Here is a 16,920-nt window from a genome sequence, read left to right on the forward strand (position 1 = left end):
GCCGGCCTCAGGCCGCCCGCCCCTCGCCCGCCGTCAGCCGCTGGGCCGCGGTCTCGCCGCGGCGGCCCACCGGGACGACCCCGGTCGCGGCGCCCAGCCCGAAGGCGGGCATGTCGACGTACACGGACTCGTAGCCGCCCGCCGGCACGGCGTACGTCTCGTGCCAGAAGCCCACCCTGCCCTTACCGGCCCGCGCGCGACGGTTGAACGCCGCCCACGCGGGCCGGTGCTGCTTGTCCTGCTGGGAAGCGTAGGCGAAGAGCTGCTCCGTGGACTTCCAGTACTGGACGACGTAGATCACGCGGGGCCCGCCGAACAGCAGCCGGTACCCGAGGAACCCGCTTCCGTCGTCCTGCGACAGCTCCCGCAGCATCCGCGGCATGGCCCGGAACACCGGGAGCCAGCTGCCCAGGGACCGGAAGCGGTTGATCCGCATCCCGATGAGGAACACGACGATGCCGCCCTCGGCGGCGGCGGTGTTGCGGCCCGGAATCACCTGCGCGGACATGAGGAACCCCTGTCGGTCGTCTTGGATAGTGGCACTATCCATGCTTGGATAGTGCCACTATCCAATGGAGGGCGCAAGGGAATGCGACTGGCCGAGCTGAGTGAACGCAGCGGCGTGGCGACGGCCACGATCAAGTACTACCTGCGCGAAGGGCTGCTCCCGCCCGGCCGTCGCGTCACGGCCACGCAGGCCGAGTACGGGGAGGAGCACCTGCGCCGGCTGCGGTTCGTCCGGGCGCTGATCCAGATCGGCAAGGTGCCGGTGGCCACCGCGCGGGAGGTACTCGCCGCGGTGGAGGACGAGTCGCTCAACCAGCACCTGCGGCTCGGCGCCGCCACCTTCGTCCTGCCGCACGGCCCGGAGCCCGACGAGGACGACCCGGCGACGGGGACCGCCCGCCGCGAGGTGGACGGGCTGATGGCCGAACTGGGCTGGCGGTACGGCAGCGAGGAGCACGGCCCCTCCCCCGCCTACCGGATGCTCGTCACGGCGGTCGCCGCCCTGACCCGCCTCGGATACCCCAGCAGCGCACGGCACTTGGCGCCCTACGCGCGCCTTGCCGCCCAACAGGCCGTCCACGACCTGGATCTGGTCGAGATGTACGACACCCCGCTGGAACAGGCGGCCGCCGCCGTGACGCTCACGGTGCTCTACGAGCCCGTGCTGCTGAGCCTGCGCCGGCTCGCCGAGGCCGAGGAGTCCCGCCGCCGCTTCGGAGTTGGGTGAGGCGGGCCGCCGGGAACGGGCGCGGACGGGGAAACAGGAGAGGCCCCCCGCCGAAGCGGGGGGCCTCTCCTCGATGTACCCCCGACCGGATTCGAACCGGCGCTACCGCCTTGAGAGGGCGGCGTGCTAGGCCGCTACACAACGGGGGCAAGTCTTGTGGAAATGTGCTGGGGTACCAGGACTCGAACCTAGACTAAATGAACCAGAATCACTCGTGCTGCCAATTACACCATACCCCATGGTGTGTCAAGTACCCCCGACCGGATTCGAACCGGCGCTACCGCCTTGAGAGGGCGGCGTGCTAGGCCGCTACACAACGGGGGCCCTAGCGATCCCTACCAGAGAGATCAGTACCCCCGACCGGATTCGAACCGGCGCTACTGCCTTGAGAGGGCAGCGTGCTAGGCCGCTACACAACGGGGGCTTTGCAGAAGATCTGCGCTGGGGTACCAGGACTCGAACCTAGACTAACTGAACCAGAATCAGTCGTGCTGCCAATTACACCATACCCCACCAAAACTCAACCCCCCGTGGGGGGTTTTGTTTGGCCGCGCTTCCCGCGCTGGCCTTTCGGCCCGCCCGGGCGGCGCAGGAAGAACATTACCCGATCGGTGACGGGGCTCCAAAACGAGTATCCGCCGCCAGAAGTGCGGGCAGCTCCGCGAGCCCCGTGATCCGCCGCAGGTCCGGCGCGGTGACGGAACCCGTACGGTCCAGCCACACCCCGTACAGGCCCGCCGCGTCCGCGCCGCGCGCGTCGGTGTCGGCCTTGTCGCCGACGTAGGCGACCTCCGCCGGCGGCAGTCCCAGCGCCTGGCACGCTCCCAGGAAGGCCTCCGGCGCGGGCTTGGCGTGCCCCAGTTCCTGCGAGCACACCAGGCACTCGAACCGGTCGCGCAGGCCCAGCCGGGTCAGCTTGCGCTCCTGGTGGGCGGTGCCGGAGTTGGACAGCAGGCCGTGCCGGTAGCCGGGGGTGAGCGCCTCCAGGGCCGGTACGACGTCGGGGAAGACCGCCCAGGCGGCCTCGAAATGGACGTAGTAGGCCGCGAACCAGGCGTCGGCCGCGGCGTCGCCGACGGCCGGCCCCAGCAAGGCCCTGACCCGCTCCCTGCGGTGCTCGGTGAAGGTCAGCTCGCCGGTGAGGAAGCGCGTGTAGTGCGTCTCCATGACCTCGCGCCACGTGCGCAGCGCCCGCTCCTCGCCGCCGAACGCGCCGAGCAGGCCCTCGGCCTCCAGGTGACGCAGCGCTCCGGTCCGCTCGGCGCCCGAGTAGTCGAAGATCGTGTCGTCGATGTCCCAGAGCACGGCGCGGATCGGCATATGCCGACTCTAGCCCTGTGCTCCGTCCGGGGTACCGGCGCGCGGCGGACACCGGGTGAACAGCGTCCGGCCGCTCTCGAAACGGTGCCGCTCGCCCGTCACGGGGTCGTCGAACTCCAGCACCCGGGCCAGCAGCCGCAGCGGGCGGGAGAAGTCACCGGGCGCCGCGGGCGGCAGGACGTGCGGGTAGACGGGGTCGCCGAGGATCGGCACCCCCAGGGCGTTCATGTGCACCCGCAGCTGGTGGGTACGGCCGGTCTCCGGGCGGAGCCGGTAGCGGGCCAGCCCGTCGCGGTGGTCCAGCAGTTCCACGTGGCTGCGGGCGTTGGGTTCGCCGGGGACCTCCCGGGCCGCCATCTGCCCGCGCTCCTTGACGATCCGGCTCTCCACCGTGCGCGGCAGCGCCAGGGCGGGGTCGTGCCGGGCCACCGCCTCGTACTCCTTGCGGGCCAGCCGGTCCCGGAAGATCGTCTGGTAGGCGCCGCGCAACTCGGGGCGGATCACGAACATCACCACGCCCGCCGTGAGCCGGTCGAGGCGGTGGGCCGGGCTCAGCTCGGGCAGCGCGAGGTCGTGGCGCAGCCGGGTGAGCGCCGTCTCCACGACGTGGCCGCCGCGCGGCATGGTGGCGAGGAAGTGCGGCTTGTCGACGACGAGCAGCCGGTCGTCCCGGTGGAGCACCTCGATGTCGAAGGGCACCGGGACCTCGTCCGGCAGCTCCCGGTGGAACCAGACGTGGCCGCCCGGACGGTAGGCGGCGTCGCGGGCGAGCGGGCCCTCGGCGCCGTGCACCTCCCCCGCCGCGAACATGGCGTCCAGCCGCTCCGGGGAGACCGCGGCGCCGAGCCGGTCCACCAGGTGGTCGCGGACCGTCGCCCAGGTCCCGGTGCCGGGCAGCCGCACGCGCACGGGGTCGACCCCGCGGCGCTGGGGCAGCGGGGGGATCGGGGGCCTGGTCCTGCGGCGCATGGCGTGGTCCGGGAAGCGTGCCGCCCCGGGCTCCTGGTCAAGGGCCCGGGGCGGATCGGCGTACCGCGGTCAGCCGGCCAGCTTCGCCAGGGCGGCGTCGACGCGGGCCAGGGTGCGCTCGCGGCCGAGCACTTCGAGGGACTCGAAGAGCGGCAGCCCGACGGTGCGGCCGGTGACGGCGACCCGGACCGGCGCCTGGGCCTTGCCGAGCTTGAGGCCGTGGGTCTCACCGGCGGTGAGGACGGCGTCCTTCAGGGCCTCGGCGTTCCAGTCCGCGGCCGCCAGGTTCTCCCGGGCGGTGGTGAGCAGCGCCGAGGCGGCAGCCGCGTCCTTCATCGCCTTCTGCCAGGACGCCTCGTCCTCCACCGGCGTGTCGAGGAAGAGGAAGTCGACGTTGTCGGTGATGTCGGAGAGCACGGTCAGACGGGTCTGCGCGTGCGGCGCGATCGCCTCGAAGGCGGCCTGGTCGAACGCCTCGGGCGCCCAGGGGGCGAACGGGGCCTTCAGCCACGGGCCGCAGGCCTCGGCGAACGCCTTCACGTCCAGCAGGCGGATGTGGTCGGCGTTGATCGCCTCGGCCTTCTTGAGGTCGAAGCGCGCCGGGTTGGCGTTGACCGCGTCGATGTCGAAGGCGGCAACCATCTCCTCGACGGTGAAGACGTCGCGGTCGGCGGAGAGCGACCAGCCCAGCAGCGACAGGTAGTTCAGCAGGCCCTCGGGGAGGAAGCCGCGCTCCCGGTAGAGGTTGAGGGAGGACTGCGGGTCGCGCTTGGAGAGCTTCTTGTTGCCCTCGCCCATGACGTACGGCAGGTGGCCGAAGTGCGGGGTCGTGCCGTTGCCGACGCCGATCTCGGCGAGCGCGCGGTAGAGCGCGATCTGGCGCGGGGTGGAGGACAGCAGGTCCTCGCCGCGCAGCACGTGCGTGATCTCCATCAACGCGTCGTCGACCGGGTTGACCAGCGTGTACAGCGGGGCGCCGTTGGCCCGGACGATGCCGTAGTCGGGCACGTTGTCCGGGGTGAAGGTCAGCTCGCCGCGGACGAGGTCGGTGAAGGTGATCGTCTCGTCGGGCATGCGGAAGCGGACGATGGGCTCGCGGCCCTCGCGCTCGTACGCGTCGACCTGCTCGGCGGTGAGGTCGCGGCAGTGGCCGTCGTAGCCGGAGGGGCGGCCGGCGGCGCGGGCGGCCTCCCGGCGCTCGTCGAGCTCCTCGGTGGTGCAGTAGCACTTGTACGCGTGACCGGACCCGAGCAGCTTCGCGGCGACGTCCTTGTAGACGTCCATGCGCTGCGACTGCCGGTAGGGCGCGTGCGGGCCGCCGACCTCGGGGCCCTCGTCCCAGTCGAAGCCGAGCCAGCGCATGGCCTCCAGCAGCTGCTGGTACGACTCCTCGGAGTCGCGGGCGGCGTCGGTGTCCTCGATCCGGAAGACCAGGGTGCCCTGGTGATGGCGGGCGAACGCCCAGTTGAACAGGGCGGTGCGGACCAGGCCCACGTGGGGGTTGCCGGTCGGCGAGGGGCAGAAACGTACGCGTACGGGTGCTGCGCTAGTCACGCTTGATCACCTTGTTGGTGAGAGTGCCGATGCCTTCGATGGTGACGGCGACCTCGTCGCCGACGTGGAGCGGTCCGACCCCCGCCGGGGTGCCGGTGAGGACGACGTCGCCCGGGAGCAGCGTCATGGCCTCGGTGATGTGCACGATCAGGTCCTCGATGGAGCGGATCATCTGGCTCGTGCGGCCGGACTGGCGCGGCTCGCCGTTGACAGTGGCGGTGACGGCGAGGTCGTTGGCGGCGGCGAGGTCGAGGTCCGTCTCGATCCAGGGGCCGATGGGGCACGAGGAGTCGAAGCCCTTGGCGCGCGCCCACTGCTTCTCGGCCTTCTGGGCGTCCCGCGCGGTGACGTCGTTGGCGCAGGTGTACCCGAGGACGACCTCGGCGACGCGCTCGCGCGGGACCTCGCGGCACATCCGGCCGATGACGACGGCGAGCTCGGCCTCGTGGTGCACCTCCTGCGAGAAGGAGGGGTAGACGATGGGGTCGCCCGGGCCGATCACCGAGGTGGACGGCTTGAAGAAGGCGACCGGGACCTCCGGCACCTCGTTGCCCAGCTCGGCGGCGTGTTCGGCGTAGTTCCGCCCGATCGCGACGACCTTGCTGGGGAGCACGGGCGGCAGCAGCCGGACCTTGCTCAGCGGCACCTTCGTGCCGGAGCGCTCGTACTCGGCGAACGGGATGCCCTTGATGATGTCGAGGACGAGTCCGTCCGGGACGGACTCGTCGCCCTCGACGACGCCGAAGGCGACATTGCCGTCGATGGAGAACCTGGCGATGCGCACGGGAAGCAGCTCACCTCACTGGCCGGAGACTGACGCTCCAGGTTATCCCGGGGGTGGCTCCCGGACCCGCCCGCCGAGCCGCGCCTCAGGCGGTCGGCAGCTCCGTCAGGACGGTGCGGCGGGGGTTGGCGGTCTGCCGGGGCAGCACGACGGCTTCCGCGTCCTCGACGGCCGGAGCGACCTCTGCGGTCCGCGTGTCCTCGGCGTCCGCCAGGTGCGCGAGGGTGGTGCGGCGCGGGTTGGCTATGGGTCGCATGATCATGGTCGTCTTCATGGGCCGGTCAGAACCTCGTGTTGTTACCGGGCGCCCGGGCAGGCGCGGTTGACGTAGTACACGGCTGTGTCAAACGTCAATCTATCGGCGCCCATTCCCCGATCTGGATGACCAATACAACTGACGGTCTGTGATTTTGCTCACGAACGCGGGGACAAGCAGGGCGAATCGGTCGGCCGCCCGATACCAGCGAAACCGACATCACGGCCCATCCGGACTCTTCACCCCCGGTTGGCAGCAGCCGGGCACCGGCCGGCGGGCCCCAACACCCCTGGAGAAAGCCCGGATTGCCGGGAGACATCCGAAAGGCCACCGACACCGTGTGATCCACCGGACGCACTGAGTCACGTATTCCACTCGAAACCTGTCGGCCCTTGTTGGACGTGCGGCACTGTGCTGGAATTCCCCGGACCGCCGTATCAACAGATGCCGGCGCGCAGGGGGGAGCGTGCGATCGCCGAGCGGCGGCGGCCAATGGGTATCCGCCGGGGAGGGCGGGACTCCGAAGACTCGACACCGTCCTGCCGCCCGTGCGGGGGACGCCTGGTCCAGAGGTTGCGACGCTAGTGCAGGGACGTTTCAAGAGGGATGGCGGCGCTGCGGGCGACCCGGAACAGCGCGGTGGGACCGATCACGGTCCCGCCCGCCGGGATGAAACCGCAGACGCCGGAACCGCGGGCGCACAGAGCAGCGCCACGCCGGGAAGCGGTGTGCGCACCGGCCCGAAGCACGGCTCCCGAATAGCCATGCGCAACTGGCGCATCAGCACTCGTCTGGTGTCGCTGCTCGCGCTGCCGGTGGTCGCCGCGACCACCCTGGGTGCGCTCCGCATCCAGAGCTCGCTGGAGAACGTGCAGCAGCTGGAGGCCATGACCTCGCTGACCGACCTCACGGAGCAGGCGACCAAGCTCGCCGCCGCGCTCCAGGAGGAGCGAGACGTCTCGGCCGGCCCGCTGTCCAGCACGCCCCGCGACGATGGCGACGACAACATCGTGGCCGCGCAGGCGAAGACCAAGCTGGCGCGCACGGCGTTCGTCAGCGCCGCCAACGAGGTCTCCCCGGACCTCACGGGCGTCAACGCCTCGCTGACCTCGATCAGCCGCCAGCTCGGCACCCTGCAGGCCATCCGCGAGCGTGCGTACGACCAGCCCGGCTACATCGCGCAGACGGTCAGCGAGTACGACGAGCTCATCCGCTCGCTCATCGACCTCTCCCAGGAGATGGCCGAGGCGACCGGTAACTCGGACATGATCTCCAGCACCCGCGCGCTGGCGGCGTTCTCGTCCGCCAAGGAGTACGACTCCATGCAGCGGGCCATCATCAGCGCCGCCCTGGCCGACAACCAGACCCTCAGCTCCAACGACTTCCGCTACCTGCAGGGCGTCCACCGCTCCGAGGGCACGGAACTCAAGCAGTTCAGCCAGATCTACGGCCGGACGAACGCCGAGGAGCTCCTCAAGGGCCTCAACGGCGGCAACGACATCGTCAACAAGGTCGGTGAGCAGGCCGACCGCATCGCGGCCTCCGAGTCGAGCATCCAGAACTTCCAGGGCAAGTACCTGGACTGGGACGACGACGCCAAGACCAAGATCCAGCTCATGGGCCAGATCGAGCAGACCCTGCTGCAGCAGATGCAGCAGAAGGCCCTGACGCTGCGCGACGAGGCCCAGCAAGAGGCGATCATCAGCGGTGCGCTGATCCTCCTCGTGCTCGGCATCTCGGTCGTCGGCGCCTTCGTCGTCGCCCGGTCCATGGTCCGCTCGCTGCGCCGGCTGCAGGACACCGCCCAGGAAGTCGCCCAGAAGCGACTGCCCGAGCTGGTCAAGCAGCTCTCCGAGTCCGACCCGCAGGACGTCGACACCTCGGTCGAGTCGATCGGCATCCACACCCGCGACGAAATCGGCCAGGTGGCCCGCGCGTTCGACGAGGTCCACCGCGAGGCGGTCCGACTCGCCGCCGAGCAGGCGCTGCTGCGAGGGAACGTCAACGCGATGTTCACCAACCTCTCGCGCCGCAGCCAGGGCCTGATCCAGCGTCAGCTGAGCCTGATCTCCGAACTGGAGTCCCGCGAGGCCGACCCGGACCAGCTGTCCAACCTCTTCAAGCTCGACCACCTCGCGACCCGTATGCGCCGGAACGGCGAAAACCTCCTCGTCCTCGCGGGCGAGGAGCCCGGCCGCCGCTGGACCCGCCCGGTCCCGCTGGTCGACGTCCTCCGCGCCGCCGCATCCGAGGTGGAGCAGTACGAGCGCATCGAGCTCACCTCGGTGCCGGCGGTCGAGGTCACCGGCCGCGTCGTCAACGACCTCGTCCACCTGCTCGCAGAGCTGCTGGAGAACGCGACCTCGTTCTCCTCCCCGCAGACCAAGGTGCGGGTCACTGGTCACGCGCTGCCCGACGGCCGCGTGCTGATCGAGATCCACGACACCGGCATCGGTCTGTCCCCGGAGGACCTCGCCGACATCAACGAGCGGCTCGCCAATCCGCCGACGGTGGACGTCTCCGTCTCCCGCCGCATGGGTCTGTTCGTGGTCGGCCGCCTGTCCCTGCGGCACGGCATCCGGATCCAGCTCCGTCCGTCCGACTCGGGCGGCACCACCGCGCTCGTCATGCTGCCGGTGGACGTCACCCAGGGTGGCGCCAAGCCCCAGCCCGGCGCGGGCAACCGCGGTCAGCAGCCGGGCGGTGCCCCCGCCGCGGCTCCGGGCGCTCCCGCGCCGGCCATGGGTGGCGGCGGCGGTACCGGCCTCGCCGGCATGCACCGCGGTGGGCAGCGCGGCCAGGTGTCCGGTTCCGCGTCGCGTCCGGCCCTCAACTCCGGTCCCGGCATGGGCCCGCAGGGCGGCCGTCCGGCCGGCCCCGGTGCTCCGGCGGCGCCCGGGCCGCAGCGCTCGGGCCCGAGCTGGGCCAACGAGCAGGTCCCCGGTGGCCAGGGCAGGCCGCAGCAGCAGCAGCCGCAGCGACCGGCCGCTCCCCCGCAGCGTCCGGCGGCGCCGCAGCCGATGGGCGCGGCCCACGGCCCCGAGGCCGACATGCCGCGCGGTCACGAGGACCTGGAGTCCACGGCGCAGTTCGAGCGCCCGGACTTCAACGCCATGCCGCACACCGCACCGGCGTACGGCGGCCCCCAGACCCAGCAGATACCGCAGATGCCGCAGCACGGCGGCCAGCCCCAGCAGATGCCCCAGATGCCGCAGCACGGTGGCCAGGCCCCGCAGCAGCAGCAGCAGGGCCAGTTCACCCGCAGCGATGTCTTCCAGCGCCCCGCGGCACCCCACGTGCAGCAGGCGCCGCAGACCCCGCCGGCCGCCCCGGCGGCGCCCCAGGGACCGCGCCACTCCGGCGGGTACGCCCAGGGACCCGGCGCCGCCCATCAGCAGCGTCCCGCGGCCCCGCAGGCCGACCGGCAGCCGCTGCCGGCCGTCAACGAGCCGATGGCGCTGCCTCCGGCCCCCGTTCGCCACGACGAGCCGAGCCCGATCTTCGACTCGCTCGAGTCGGACTGGTTCCGCACCGGTCGCGCCGAGCGCATGCAGCAGGTGCACGTCGAGCGGGGCCCGGTCGGCCCGCAGCAGAACGGCAACGGCCCGGGCGCCGCAGCGCCCACCCGGCCGCCGCAGCGCCCGCAGCAGCCCGCCCCGCAGCAGCACCCGCAACAGCCGCAGCGGGCCCGCGCCGAGCACGCGGCGCCGCCTTCGCAGCCTGCGCACCCGCCGCAGCCCTCGCAGCCCCCGCGGCGCGACTCGGCGGCGTGGCGGTCCTCGCCGAACGACGAGGTGTGGGAGCGCGCGGGCCAGGTCCGCCAGCCGTCCGCTGGCGGGGTCACCCCCTCCGGGCTGCCGCGGCGGGTCCCCAAGGCCAACCTCGTCCCGGGAGCCGGTGCTCCCCAACAAGCCCCACAGGGCGGTCCGCAGGTTTCCCGGGCCCCCGACGACGTGCGCGGACGCCTGACCAACCTCCGTCGCGGTATCCAGCAGGGTCGCCAGGCCGGTACGGGAACGACCGACGGCCGCGGCTTTGGCACCACTCACCAGCAGGAGCGTTAGTTGAGTCAGATGAGCCAGGCGGCACAGAATCTGAACTGGTTGATCACCAACTTCGTGGACAACACCCCCGGGGTGTCCCACACCGTGGTGGTATCCGCCGACGGCCTGCTGCTGGCCATGTCCGAGGGTTTCCCCCGTGACCGCGCCGACCAGTTGGCGGCCGTCGCCTCCGGCCTCACCTCGCTGACCGCGGGCGCGTCCCGCATCTTCGAGGGCGGCAGCGTCAACCAGACCGTCGTGGAGATGGAGCGCGGCTTCCTCCTCCTGATGTCGGTCTCGGACGGATCCTCGCTGGCCGTACTGGCGCACCCCGAGTGCGACATCGGCCTCGTGGGCTACGAGATGGCCCTGCTCGTCGACCGAGCGGGCGCCGTTCTCACCCCCGACCTGCGCGCAGAACTCCAAGGCAGCCTGATGGGCTGAGCTCCTCCCCGGAGCCCGGCCGAATGCACGCCCCATGACTACTCGCGACACGCGTCCGCTCTTACCCGGAGGACCATTCATGACCCCGCCGCCCGCCTCGCCCGGCCCGTACGGCGCGCCCCACCATGCGCCGTACGGGGGCGAAGGCGACCAGCCGCTGGTGCGGCCGTACGCCATGACCGGTGGTCGCACCCGGCCGCGCTACCAGCTCGCCATCGAGGCACTGGTCAGCACCTCCGCGGACCCGAGTGCCTACCAGGGGCTGCTCCCCGAACACCAGCGCATCTGCCACCTGTGCATGGAGATCAAGTCGGTCGCCGAGATCTCCGCACTGCTGGGGATCCCGCTGGGGGTGGCCCGGATTCTGGTGGCCGACCTGGCTGAGGCCGGTATGGTCGCCATCCACCAGCCGAGCAGCGGCGAGGCCGGCGGACAGCCTGATGTGACACTGCTCGAAAGGGTGCTCAGTGGACTTCGCAAGCTCTAGGCCGGGGCAGCAGGCGGCGTACGGTGCGCCGCCCGCGGCCCGGTCCACCACCTCGGCGAAGATCGTGGTGGCGGGTGGCTTCGGCGTGGGCAAGACCACGTTCGTCGGGGCGGTCTCGGAGATCAACCCGCTCCGTACGGAGGCCGTGATGACCTCGGCATCCGCGGGCGTGGACGATCTGACGCACGTGGCCGACAAGACCACGACGACCGTGGCGATGGACTTCGGTCGTATCACGCTCGACGACGACCTGATCCTGTACCTGTTCGGTACGCCGGGCCAGGACCGCTTCTGGTTCATGTGGGACGACCTGGTCCGCGGTGCCATCGGCGCCGTCGTCCTGGTCGACACCCGCCGGCTGGCCGACTGCTTCCCGGCCGTCGACTACTTCGAGAACAGCGGTCTGCCGTTCGTCATCGCCCTCAACGGCTTCGACGGCCACCAGCCGTACACGCCCGACGAGGTCCGGGAAGCGCTGCAGATCGGCCCGGACGCCCCCATCATCATCACGGACGCCCGGCACCGCGCCGAGGCGAAGAGCGCGCTGATCACGCTCGTCGAACACGCGCTGCTCGCTCGTCTCAAGTAAGCATTCCAGCTTGCCACTTCGCGTATGGACCGGCTGTGTCTTTTGACATGGCCGGTCCTTCTGTTCATAACGTTTCGACCGCGAATCGGAACAACCCGAACACCGCCCGCGCCCAGTCGGCTTCACTGCGCATACATCTACCCAGTGAATTGCCACCGCTTTACGCTTATGCCCGTTTTAACCGGCGCGTGATCATGGCTTCGCAGTCCTCGCCGGACGTTTGTGGAGCACCCCCATGACGTGCTGGAATTCATCGAAACCCGAGAGTAGGAACGGCGCCGCCCGCGCCGTCGCCGAGAGGTTGTTGGTCGAGTGAGGAACACGAGGCGAGCAGAGCCGGGTCCCGCGGACCACCCGCGTGGCAATTTCACCCCGCCTGCGCGATACGGCACGGCCCAGGCCGCTGCCCCCGAGGCGGCCACCGCGCCCGAGCCGGTGACGAGCCCGGGCAGCCGCTTCGCCATGCGCAACTGGCGGGTGGCCACCCGTCTGAACGTCATCCTCCTCATCCCGGTGATGGTCGCCCTGGTCTTCGGCGGCTTCCGGGTGCAGAGCTCGGTGCAGACCTGGCAGGACGCCGACGACGCGGTGCGGACCGCCAACGCCGTGCGCGCCGCAGTGGACTACGCCAACGCCGTGCTGAACGAACGTGACCTCAGCGTTGTTCCCCTGCTGGCCGGCGACACCGAGAACAAGGACGTCGTCGCGACCCGCGCGGCCACCGACCAGGCGGCCGCGAAGTTCGACGCCGCCGTCGCCGAGCTGCCCGTGAGCGACCGGCTGCAGCGCCGCGTGGCGAACATCCGCGAGGGCGAGAAGGTCCTGGCGAAGCTGCGTGACACGGCCTTCACCCGGCAGCTCCCGGGCGTGCAGACCGAGGAGAAGTACGTCGAGGTCCAGCACCCGCTGATGGAGCTCGCGAACGAGCTGGGCTTCGGCACCAACAGCATCGCCTCCTACGGCCGCACCCTCTACGCGCTCGAACTGACCAAGGCCGCCGAGTCGCTGACCCGCTCCATCGGCACCCACCTGCTCGTCGAGGACCGCGACAAGCTCGTCGACGGCGAGCTGAAGCTCCAGCTGACCGCCTTCACCTCGTACGCCTACCTCCAGCAGGTCGCTCTGGAGGAGTACCGGGGCGGTGGCACCGACGCGGACTACCAGCGACTGCTGGACGCGCAGGACGCGGCCCTGGAGAAGGGCAAGGAGCAGGTCGCCCAGGCCGCCCAGGCGGCCAAGCAGGCCGGCCAGCCCTTCAAGGCTCCGCCGAGCCTGGAGAACATGATCAAGCTGATCGCCTCCGGTCAGAGCACCGAGCAGCTCAAGGCCCAGGGCGTGACCGCGGAGAGCTGGTTCGGCGCGACCACCCTCGCCTTCGACGCCTACAAGAGCGTCGAGCAGCACCTGGCCAACCAGGCGTACAACGACTCGAGCGACATCGCCGACAGTGCCCGCATTGAAGCGATCGTCAACTCCGCCATCGTGCTCGTCGCGCTGATCATCGCCTTCATCGTGGCCGCCATGGTGGCCCGTTCGATGAGCAACAGCATGCGACGGCTGCGCACCGCGGCCTTCGAGGTCGCCGAGCAGCGCCTGCCGGCCCTGGTCGACCAGCTCTCCCGCACCGATCCGGGCAAGGTCGACACCCGCGTCCAGACGATCCCGATCACCTCGAACGACGAGATCGGCGAGGTCGCCCGCGCCTTCGACCAGATCCACCGCGAGGCCGTACGGCTCGCCGCCGAGCAGGCCCTGCTCCGTGGCAACGTCAACGCGATCTTCACCAACCTCTCCCGCCGCAACCAGGGCCTCATCCAGCGCCAGCTGACGCTGATCACGGACCTGGAGAACAACGAGGCGGACCCGGACCAGCTGGAGAATCTCTTCAAGCTGGACCACCTGGCGACCCGCATGCGCCGCAACGGCGAGAACCTCCTGGTCCTCGCCGGCGAGGAGCCCGGCCGCCGCTGGAACCAGCCGGTCCCGCTGGTCGACGTGCTCCGCGCCGCGGCCTCCGAGGTGGAGGCGTACGAGCGCATCGAACTGGTCGGCATCCCCGAGACCGAGATCCACGGCACCGCCGTCACCGACCTCGTGCACCTGCTGGCCGAGCTGCTGGAGAACGCCACCACGTTCTCCTCGCCCCAGACCAAGGTGCGGGTCACCGCGACCCGGCTTCCCGACGGCCGCGTCATGGTCGAGATCCACGACAAGGGCATCGGCCTCACCGCCGAGGACTTCGCGGACATCAACCACAAGCTGGCCGAACCGCCGACCGTCGACGCGTCGATCTCCAAGCGCATGGGCCTGTTCGTGGTCGGCCGCCTCGCCGACCGGCACGGCATCCGCGTCCAGCTGCGCCCGTCCGGCGAGCAGGCCGGCACCACCTCGCTGGTCATGCTCCCCGAGCCGATCACCCACGGTGGCGGCGGCGAGGAGATGCCGCTGGAGGACGACTTCACCGTGTCCCGGATCGTGCCGGAGCTCGAGACCCCGCAGTTCGCCGCCTACGGACCGACCGCCGCGGAGCTCGGCTTCGACGACTCGCGCTACGAGCGCGCCGAGGCCCCGGCCGACACCCGCTCGCTCGACCCGGTCGGCCGCTCGCTCATGCGTGACCAGCGCCGTGCCCAGCTCGAGGCCGCGGCCGGCGACCGTGCCCCGGAGCAGCCGCCGTTCGAGGGCGACGCCCGGGAACCGGGCTACCAGGAGACCGGCGCCGAGGCCGCGTTCCAGGACAACGGCTTCCAGGACAACGGCTTCCCGGCGAACGGCTTCGACCAGCAGGGCTACCAGGAGCCGCAGGGCCAGCCGTTCCAGGAGCAGCACGGCTACGACGCGCAGCCCGGGTTCCAGGAGCCGGTGTACACCGAAGGCGGCTACGCCGAGCAGGGGTACGCCGCTGCGCAGAACGGCTACGCCCAGGACGACTGGCAGCAGCAGAACGGGTACGCCCAGGAACAGTGGACGGCGACGCCGGGCGGCGAACTGCCGCAGACGGCCCAGCCGCAGGGTTTCCCGGCCCAGGCGACGGCCGATTCCGCCACAGCCACCCCCTTCGAAGCCCCGGAGCGCGTAGGCTTCGACCGACCGGCTCCGGCCACCGGCCCGCTGCAGTCCTCGGTGACCGACGCGGGGCTGCCGCGCCGCGACCGCGGATGGCAGCAGTCCGGACAGGCGGCCCCGGCGCAGCCGGAGCCCCAGTCGGCGGACGGCTTCCCGGCGCAGCCGGCGCCCTCCGTACCCGCGTCGGACGGGGAGTCGGAGTGGCGCTCCACGAACGACGACAACTGGCAGCGGGCCGAACAGGCCCGCAAGCCCAAGGCGGGCGGGGTCACCCCCTCCGGCCTGCCCCGACGGGTCCCCAAGGCCAACCTGGTCCCGGGTACCGCACAGCAGACTCCGCAGGGCGGACCGATGGTCTCCCGTGCACCCGAGGACGTCCGTGGCCGCCTGAGCAATCTGCGGCGCGGTGTCCAGCAGGGACGCACTGCGGGAACTGACACGAACGGCCAGGGCTTCGGCCCCAAGCACCAGGAGCGTTAGTTGAGTCCGATGAGCCAGGCGGCACAGAACCTGAACTGGTTGATCACCAGTTTCGTGGACCAGACCCCAGGGGTCTCCCATACGGTTGTGGTCTCTGCCGACGGTCTGCTGCTGGCGATGTCCGAAGGCTTCCCGCGGGACCGTGCGGACCAGTTGGCCGCGGTGGCCTCCGGTCTGACCTCGCTGACCGCGGGTGCCTCGCGCATCTTCGAGGGCGGGCACGTGAACCAGACCGTCGTGGAGATGGAGCGCGGCTTCCTCTTCATCATGTCCGTCTCGGACGGTTCCTCGCTGGCCGTGCTGGCGCACCCGGAGTGCGACATCGGCCTCGTGGGCTACGAGATGGCCCTGCTGGTCGACCGCGCGGGCAACGTGCTCACGCCCGATCTGCGTGCGGAATTGCAGGGCAGCCTGCTCAACTAACGGACAGGCATGCGGGCGCGTCTGGAGACCCGTAGGGTTTTCAGACGCGCTACCCAGCTGGAGGAGGAACCGTGGCAACGCCCCCAGGCGGAGATCAGTACGGCAATCACCAACAGCAGCCGCCCTTCAAGCGGTTCGACTTCCCCTCGGCACCCAGCCAGGACCCAGGTCCCGGCCCCACGCCGTCGCACCGGCAGCCGAGGATCCAGCCGTACGAACCCCCGCAGGCGCCACCGCCTCGGACAGCGCAGACCGGGCGTTCCAAGCCGCCGTCCGGTCTGGTACGTCCCTACGCCATGACCGGTGGCCGCACCCGGCCGCGCTACCAGCTCGCCATCGAGGCACTGGTCAGCACGACCGCCGACCCGGTCCAGCTGCGGGGCCAGTTGCCGGAGCACCAGCGGATCTGCATCCTCTGCCGGGAGATCAAGTCGGTCGCGGAGATCTCCGCGCTCCTCTCCATCCCCCTCGGCGTCGCCCGAATCCTCGTCGCCGACCTGGCGGAGGCCGGGCTCGTCGCCATTCACCAGCCCGGTGGCGACGATGCCTCGGGCGGACAGCCAGACGTGACACTGCTCGAAAGGGTGCTCAGTGGACTTCGCAAGCTCTAGCGGTCCAGCTCGCTCAACCACCTCGGCGAAGATCGTGGTGGCGGGCGGCTTCGGCGTGGGCAAGACCACGTTCGTCGGTGCCGTATCGGAGATCAACCCGCTGCGTACCGAAGCCGTGATGACCTCCGCCTCCGCGGGGATCGACGATCTGACGCACGCGCCGGACAAGACCACGACGACCGTGGCGATGGACTTCGGCCGTATCACCCTGGACGAGGACCTGATCCTCTACCTGTTCGGCACGCCGGGCCAGGACCGCTTCTGGTTCATGTGGGACGACCTGGTGCGCGGCGCCATCGGCGCGGTCGTCCTGGTGGACACCCGCCGGCTGGCGGACTGCTTCCCGGCCGTCGACTACTTCGAGAACAGCGGTCTGCCGTTCGTCATCGCCCTCAACGGCTTCGACGGCCACCAGCCGTACAACCCCGAGGAAGTCCGCGAGGCCCTCCAGATCGGTCCCGAGGCCCCCATCATCATCACGGACGCCCGGCACCGCGCCGAGGCGAAGAGCGCGCTGATCACGCTGGTCGAACACGCGCTGATGGCGCGGCTGCGGTAGCGGTTCCCGCTTCCCGTACGACGCGAAAGGCCCCGCACGACATGTGCGGGGCCTTCGCGTCGGGCCGGACCACAGGAGGACCGTTGCCCACACCCTTCGAA

15 protein-coding genes and 5 tRNA genes are annotated in these 16,920 nt (G+C 70.8%); 9 read left to right on the forward strand and 11 right to left on the reverse strand.

What is annotated here, in order from left to right; all coding sequences use genetic code 11:
* Positions 1-7: 7 nt before the first annotated feature.
* On the reverse strand, positions 8-508 hold the full coding sequence (locus ABZ312_RS33340) for a DUF4188 domain-containing protein (protein WP_500357266.1): 501 nt from the start codon (positions 506-508) through the stop codon (positions 8-10).
* A gap of 81 nt (positions 509-589) precedes the next feature.
* Between ABZ312_RS33340 and ABZ312_RS33345 the strand changes: the two genes are divergently transcribed.
* Complete coding sequence (locus ABZ312_RS33345; RefSeq protein WP_500325626.1) at positions 590-1,234, forward strand: MerR family transcriptional regulator; 645 nt, start codon at positions 590-592, stop codon at positions 1,232-1,234.
* Between the two features lie 76 nt (positions 1,235-1,310).
* Here the strand turns inward: ABZ312_RS33345 and ABZ312_RS33350 are convergent.
* From ABZ312_RS33350 to ABZ312_RS33395, 10 genes are all read right to left on the reverse strand, one after another.
* Positions 1,311-1,383 (reverse strand) — tRNA-Glu (locus ABZ312_RS33350).
* An 18-nt stretch (positions 1,384-1,401) separates the two neighbouring features.
* Positions 1,402-1,473 (reverse strand) — tRNA-Gln (locus tag ABZ312_RS33355).
* Positions 1,474-1,485: 12 nt separating this feature from the next.
* Positions 1,486-1,558: transfer RNA gene (locus ABZ312_RS33360), tRNA-Glu, on the reverse strand.
* 27 nt (positions 1,559-1,585) lie between these two features.
* A tRNA-Glu gene (locus ABZ312_RS33365) sits at positions 1,586-1,658 on the reverse strand.
* Between the two features lie 17 nt (positions 1,659-1,675).
* A tRNA-Gln gene (locus tag ABZ312_RS33370) sits at positions 1,676-1,747 on the reverse strand.
* Positions 1,748-1,834: 87 nt separating this feature from the next.
* Positions 1,835-2,554, reverse strand: a complete 720-nt coding sequence (locus ABZ312_RS33375) for an HAD family hydrolase (RefSeq protein WP_500325624.1) — start codon at positions 2,552-2,554, stop codon at positions 1,835-1,837.
* 9 nt (positions 2,555-2,563) lie between these two features.
* Entirely contained in the window at positions 2,564-3,523 is a 960-nt protein-coding gene (locus ABZ312_RS33380; protein WP_500325622.1) for a pseudouridine synthase, read from the reverse strand.
* Positions 3,524-3,592: 69 nt separating this feature from the next.
* On the reverse strand, positions 3,593-5,077 hold the full coding sequence (gene gltX / locus ABZ312_RS33385; RefSeq protein WP_500325621.1) for a glutamate--tRNA ligase: 1,485 nt from the start codon (positions 5,075-5,077) through the stop codon (positions 3,593-3,595).
* A complete protein-coding gene (locus tag ABZ312_RS33390; protein ID WP_499514183.1) occupies positions 5,070-5,861 on the reverse strand; it encodes a fumarylacetoacetate hydrolase family protein in 792 nt (263 codons plus the stop codon). The genes gltX and ABZ312_RS33390 overlap by 8 nt, the downstream gene beginning before the upstream one ends.
* 85 nt (positions 5,862-5,946) lie before the next feature.
* Positions 5,947-6,135, reverse strand: a complete 189-nt coding sequence (locus ABZ312_RS33395; RefSeq protein WP_500325619.1) for a hypothetical protein — start codon at positions 6,133-6,135, stop codon at positions 5,947-5,949.
* 566 nt (positions 6,136-6,701) lie between these two features.
* On the opposite strand from ABZ312_RS33395, the gene ABZ312_RS33400 reads away from it, so the two are divergent.
* The 8 genes from ABZ312_RS33400 to ABZ312_RS33435 all read left to right on the forward strand — a co-directional run bounded on the left by ABZ312_RS33400 (position 6,702) and on the right by ABZ312_RS33435 (position 16,819).
* The gene (locus ABZ312_RS33400; RefSeq protein WP_500439374.1) at positions 6,702-10,181 is read left to right on the forward strand and encodes a sensor histidine kinase; all 3,480 of its coding nucleotides are present in this window, start codon (positions 6,702-6,704) and stop codon (positions 10,179-10,181) included.
* Positions 10,182-10,190: 9 nt separating this feature from the next.
* Positions 10,191-10,604, forward strand: a complete 414-nt coding sequence (locus ABZ312_RS33405) for a roadblock/LC7 domain-containing protein (RefSeq protein ID WP_018562063.1) — start codon at positions 10,191-10,193, stop codon at positions 10,602-10,604.
* Between the two features lie 79 nt (positions 10,605-10,683).
* Entirely contained in the window at positions 10,684-11,091 is a 408-nt protein-coding gene (locus ABZ312_RS33410) for a DUF742 domain-containing protein (protein WP_361792631.1), read from the forward strand.
* Entirely contained in the window at positions 11,072-11,680 is a 609-nt protein-coding gene (locus tag ABZ312_RS33415) for a GTP-binding protein (RefSeq protein WP_078620110.1), read from the forward strand. Before ABZ312_RS33410 ends, ABZ312_RS33415 begins: the two co-directional genes overlap by 20 nt.
* Positions 11,681-12,142: 462 nt before the next feature.
* Positions 12,143-15,226, forward strand: coding sequence for a sensor histidine kinase (locus ABZ312_RS33420; protein WP_500439383.1), 3,084 nt, complete (start codon positions 12,143-12,145; stop codon positions 15,224-15,226).
* Positions 15,227-15,235: 9 nt separating this feature from the next.
* Positions 15,236-15,649: a roadblock/LC7 domain-containing protein gene (locus ABZ312_RS33425; RefSeq protein ID WP_018562059.1), complete on the forward strand. Its 414-nt coding sequence runs from the start codon at positions 15,236-15,238 to the stop codon at positions 15,647-15,649.
* A gap of 71 nt (positions 15,650-15,720) precedes the next feature.
* Complete coding sequence (locus ABZ312_RS33430) at positions 15,721-16,260, forward strand: DUF742 domain-containing protein (protein WP_500325615.1); 540 nt, start codon at positions 15,721-15,723, stop codon at positions 16,258-16,260.
* Positions 16,241-16,819 carry a GTP-binding protein gene (locus tag ABZ312_RS33435; RefSeq protein WP_089224993.1) on the forward strand — a complete coding sequence of 193 codons (579 nt, stop codon included), beginning with the start codon at positions 16,241-16,243 and terminating at the stop codon, positions 16,817-16,819. Before ABZ312_RS33430 ends, ABZ312_RS33435 begins: the two co-directional genes overlap by 20 nt.
* The last annotated feature ends 101 nt before the right edge of the window (positions 16,820-16,920 follow it).

The sequence above is a fragment of the Streptomyces sp. NPDC006207 genome, from assembly GCF_040613835.1.
Taxonomy (GTDB): Bacteria; Actinomycetota; Actinomycetes; order Streptomycetales; family Streptomycetaceae; genus Actinacidiphila.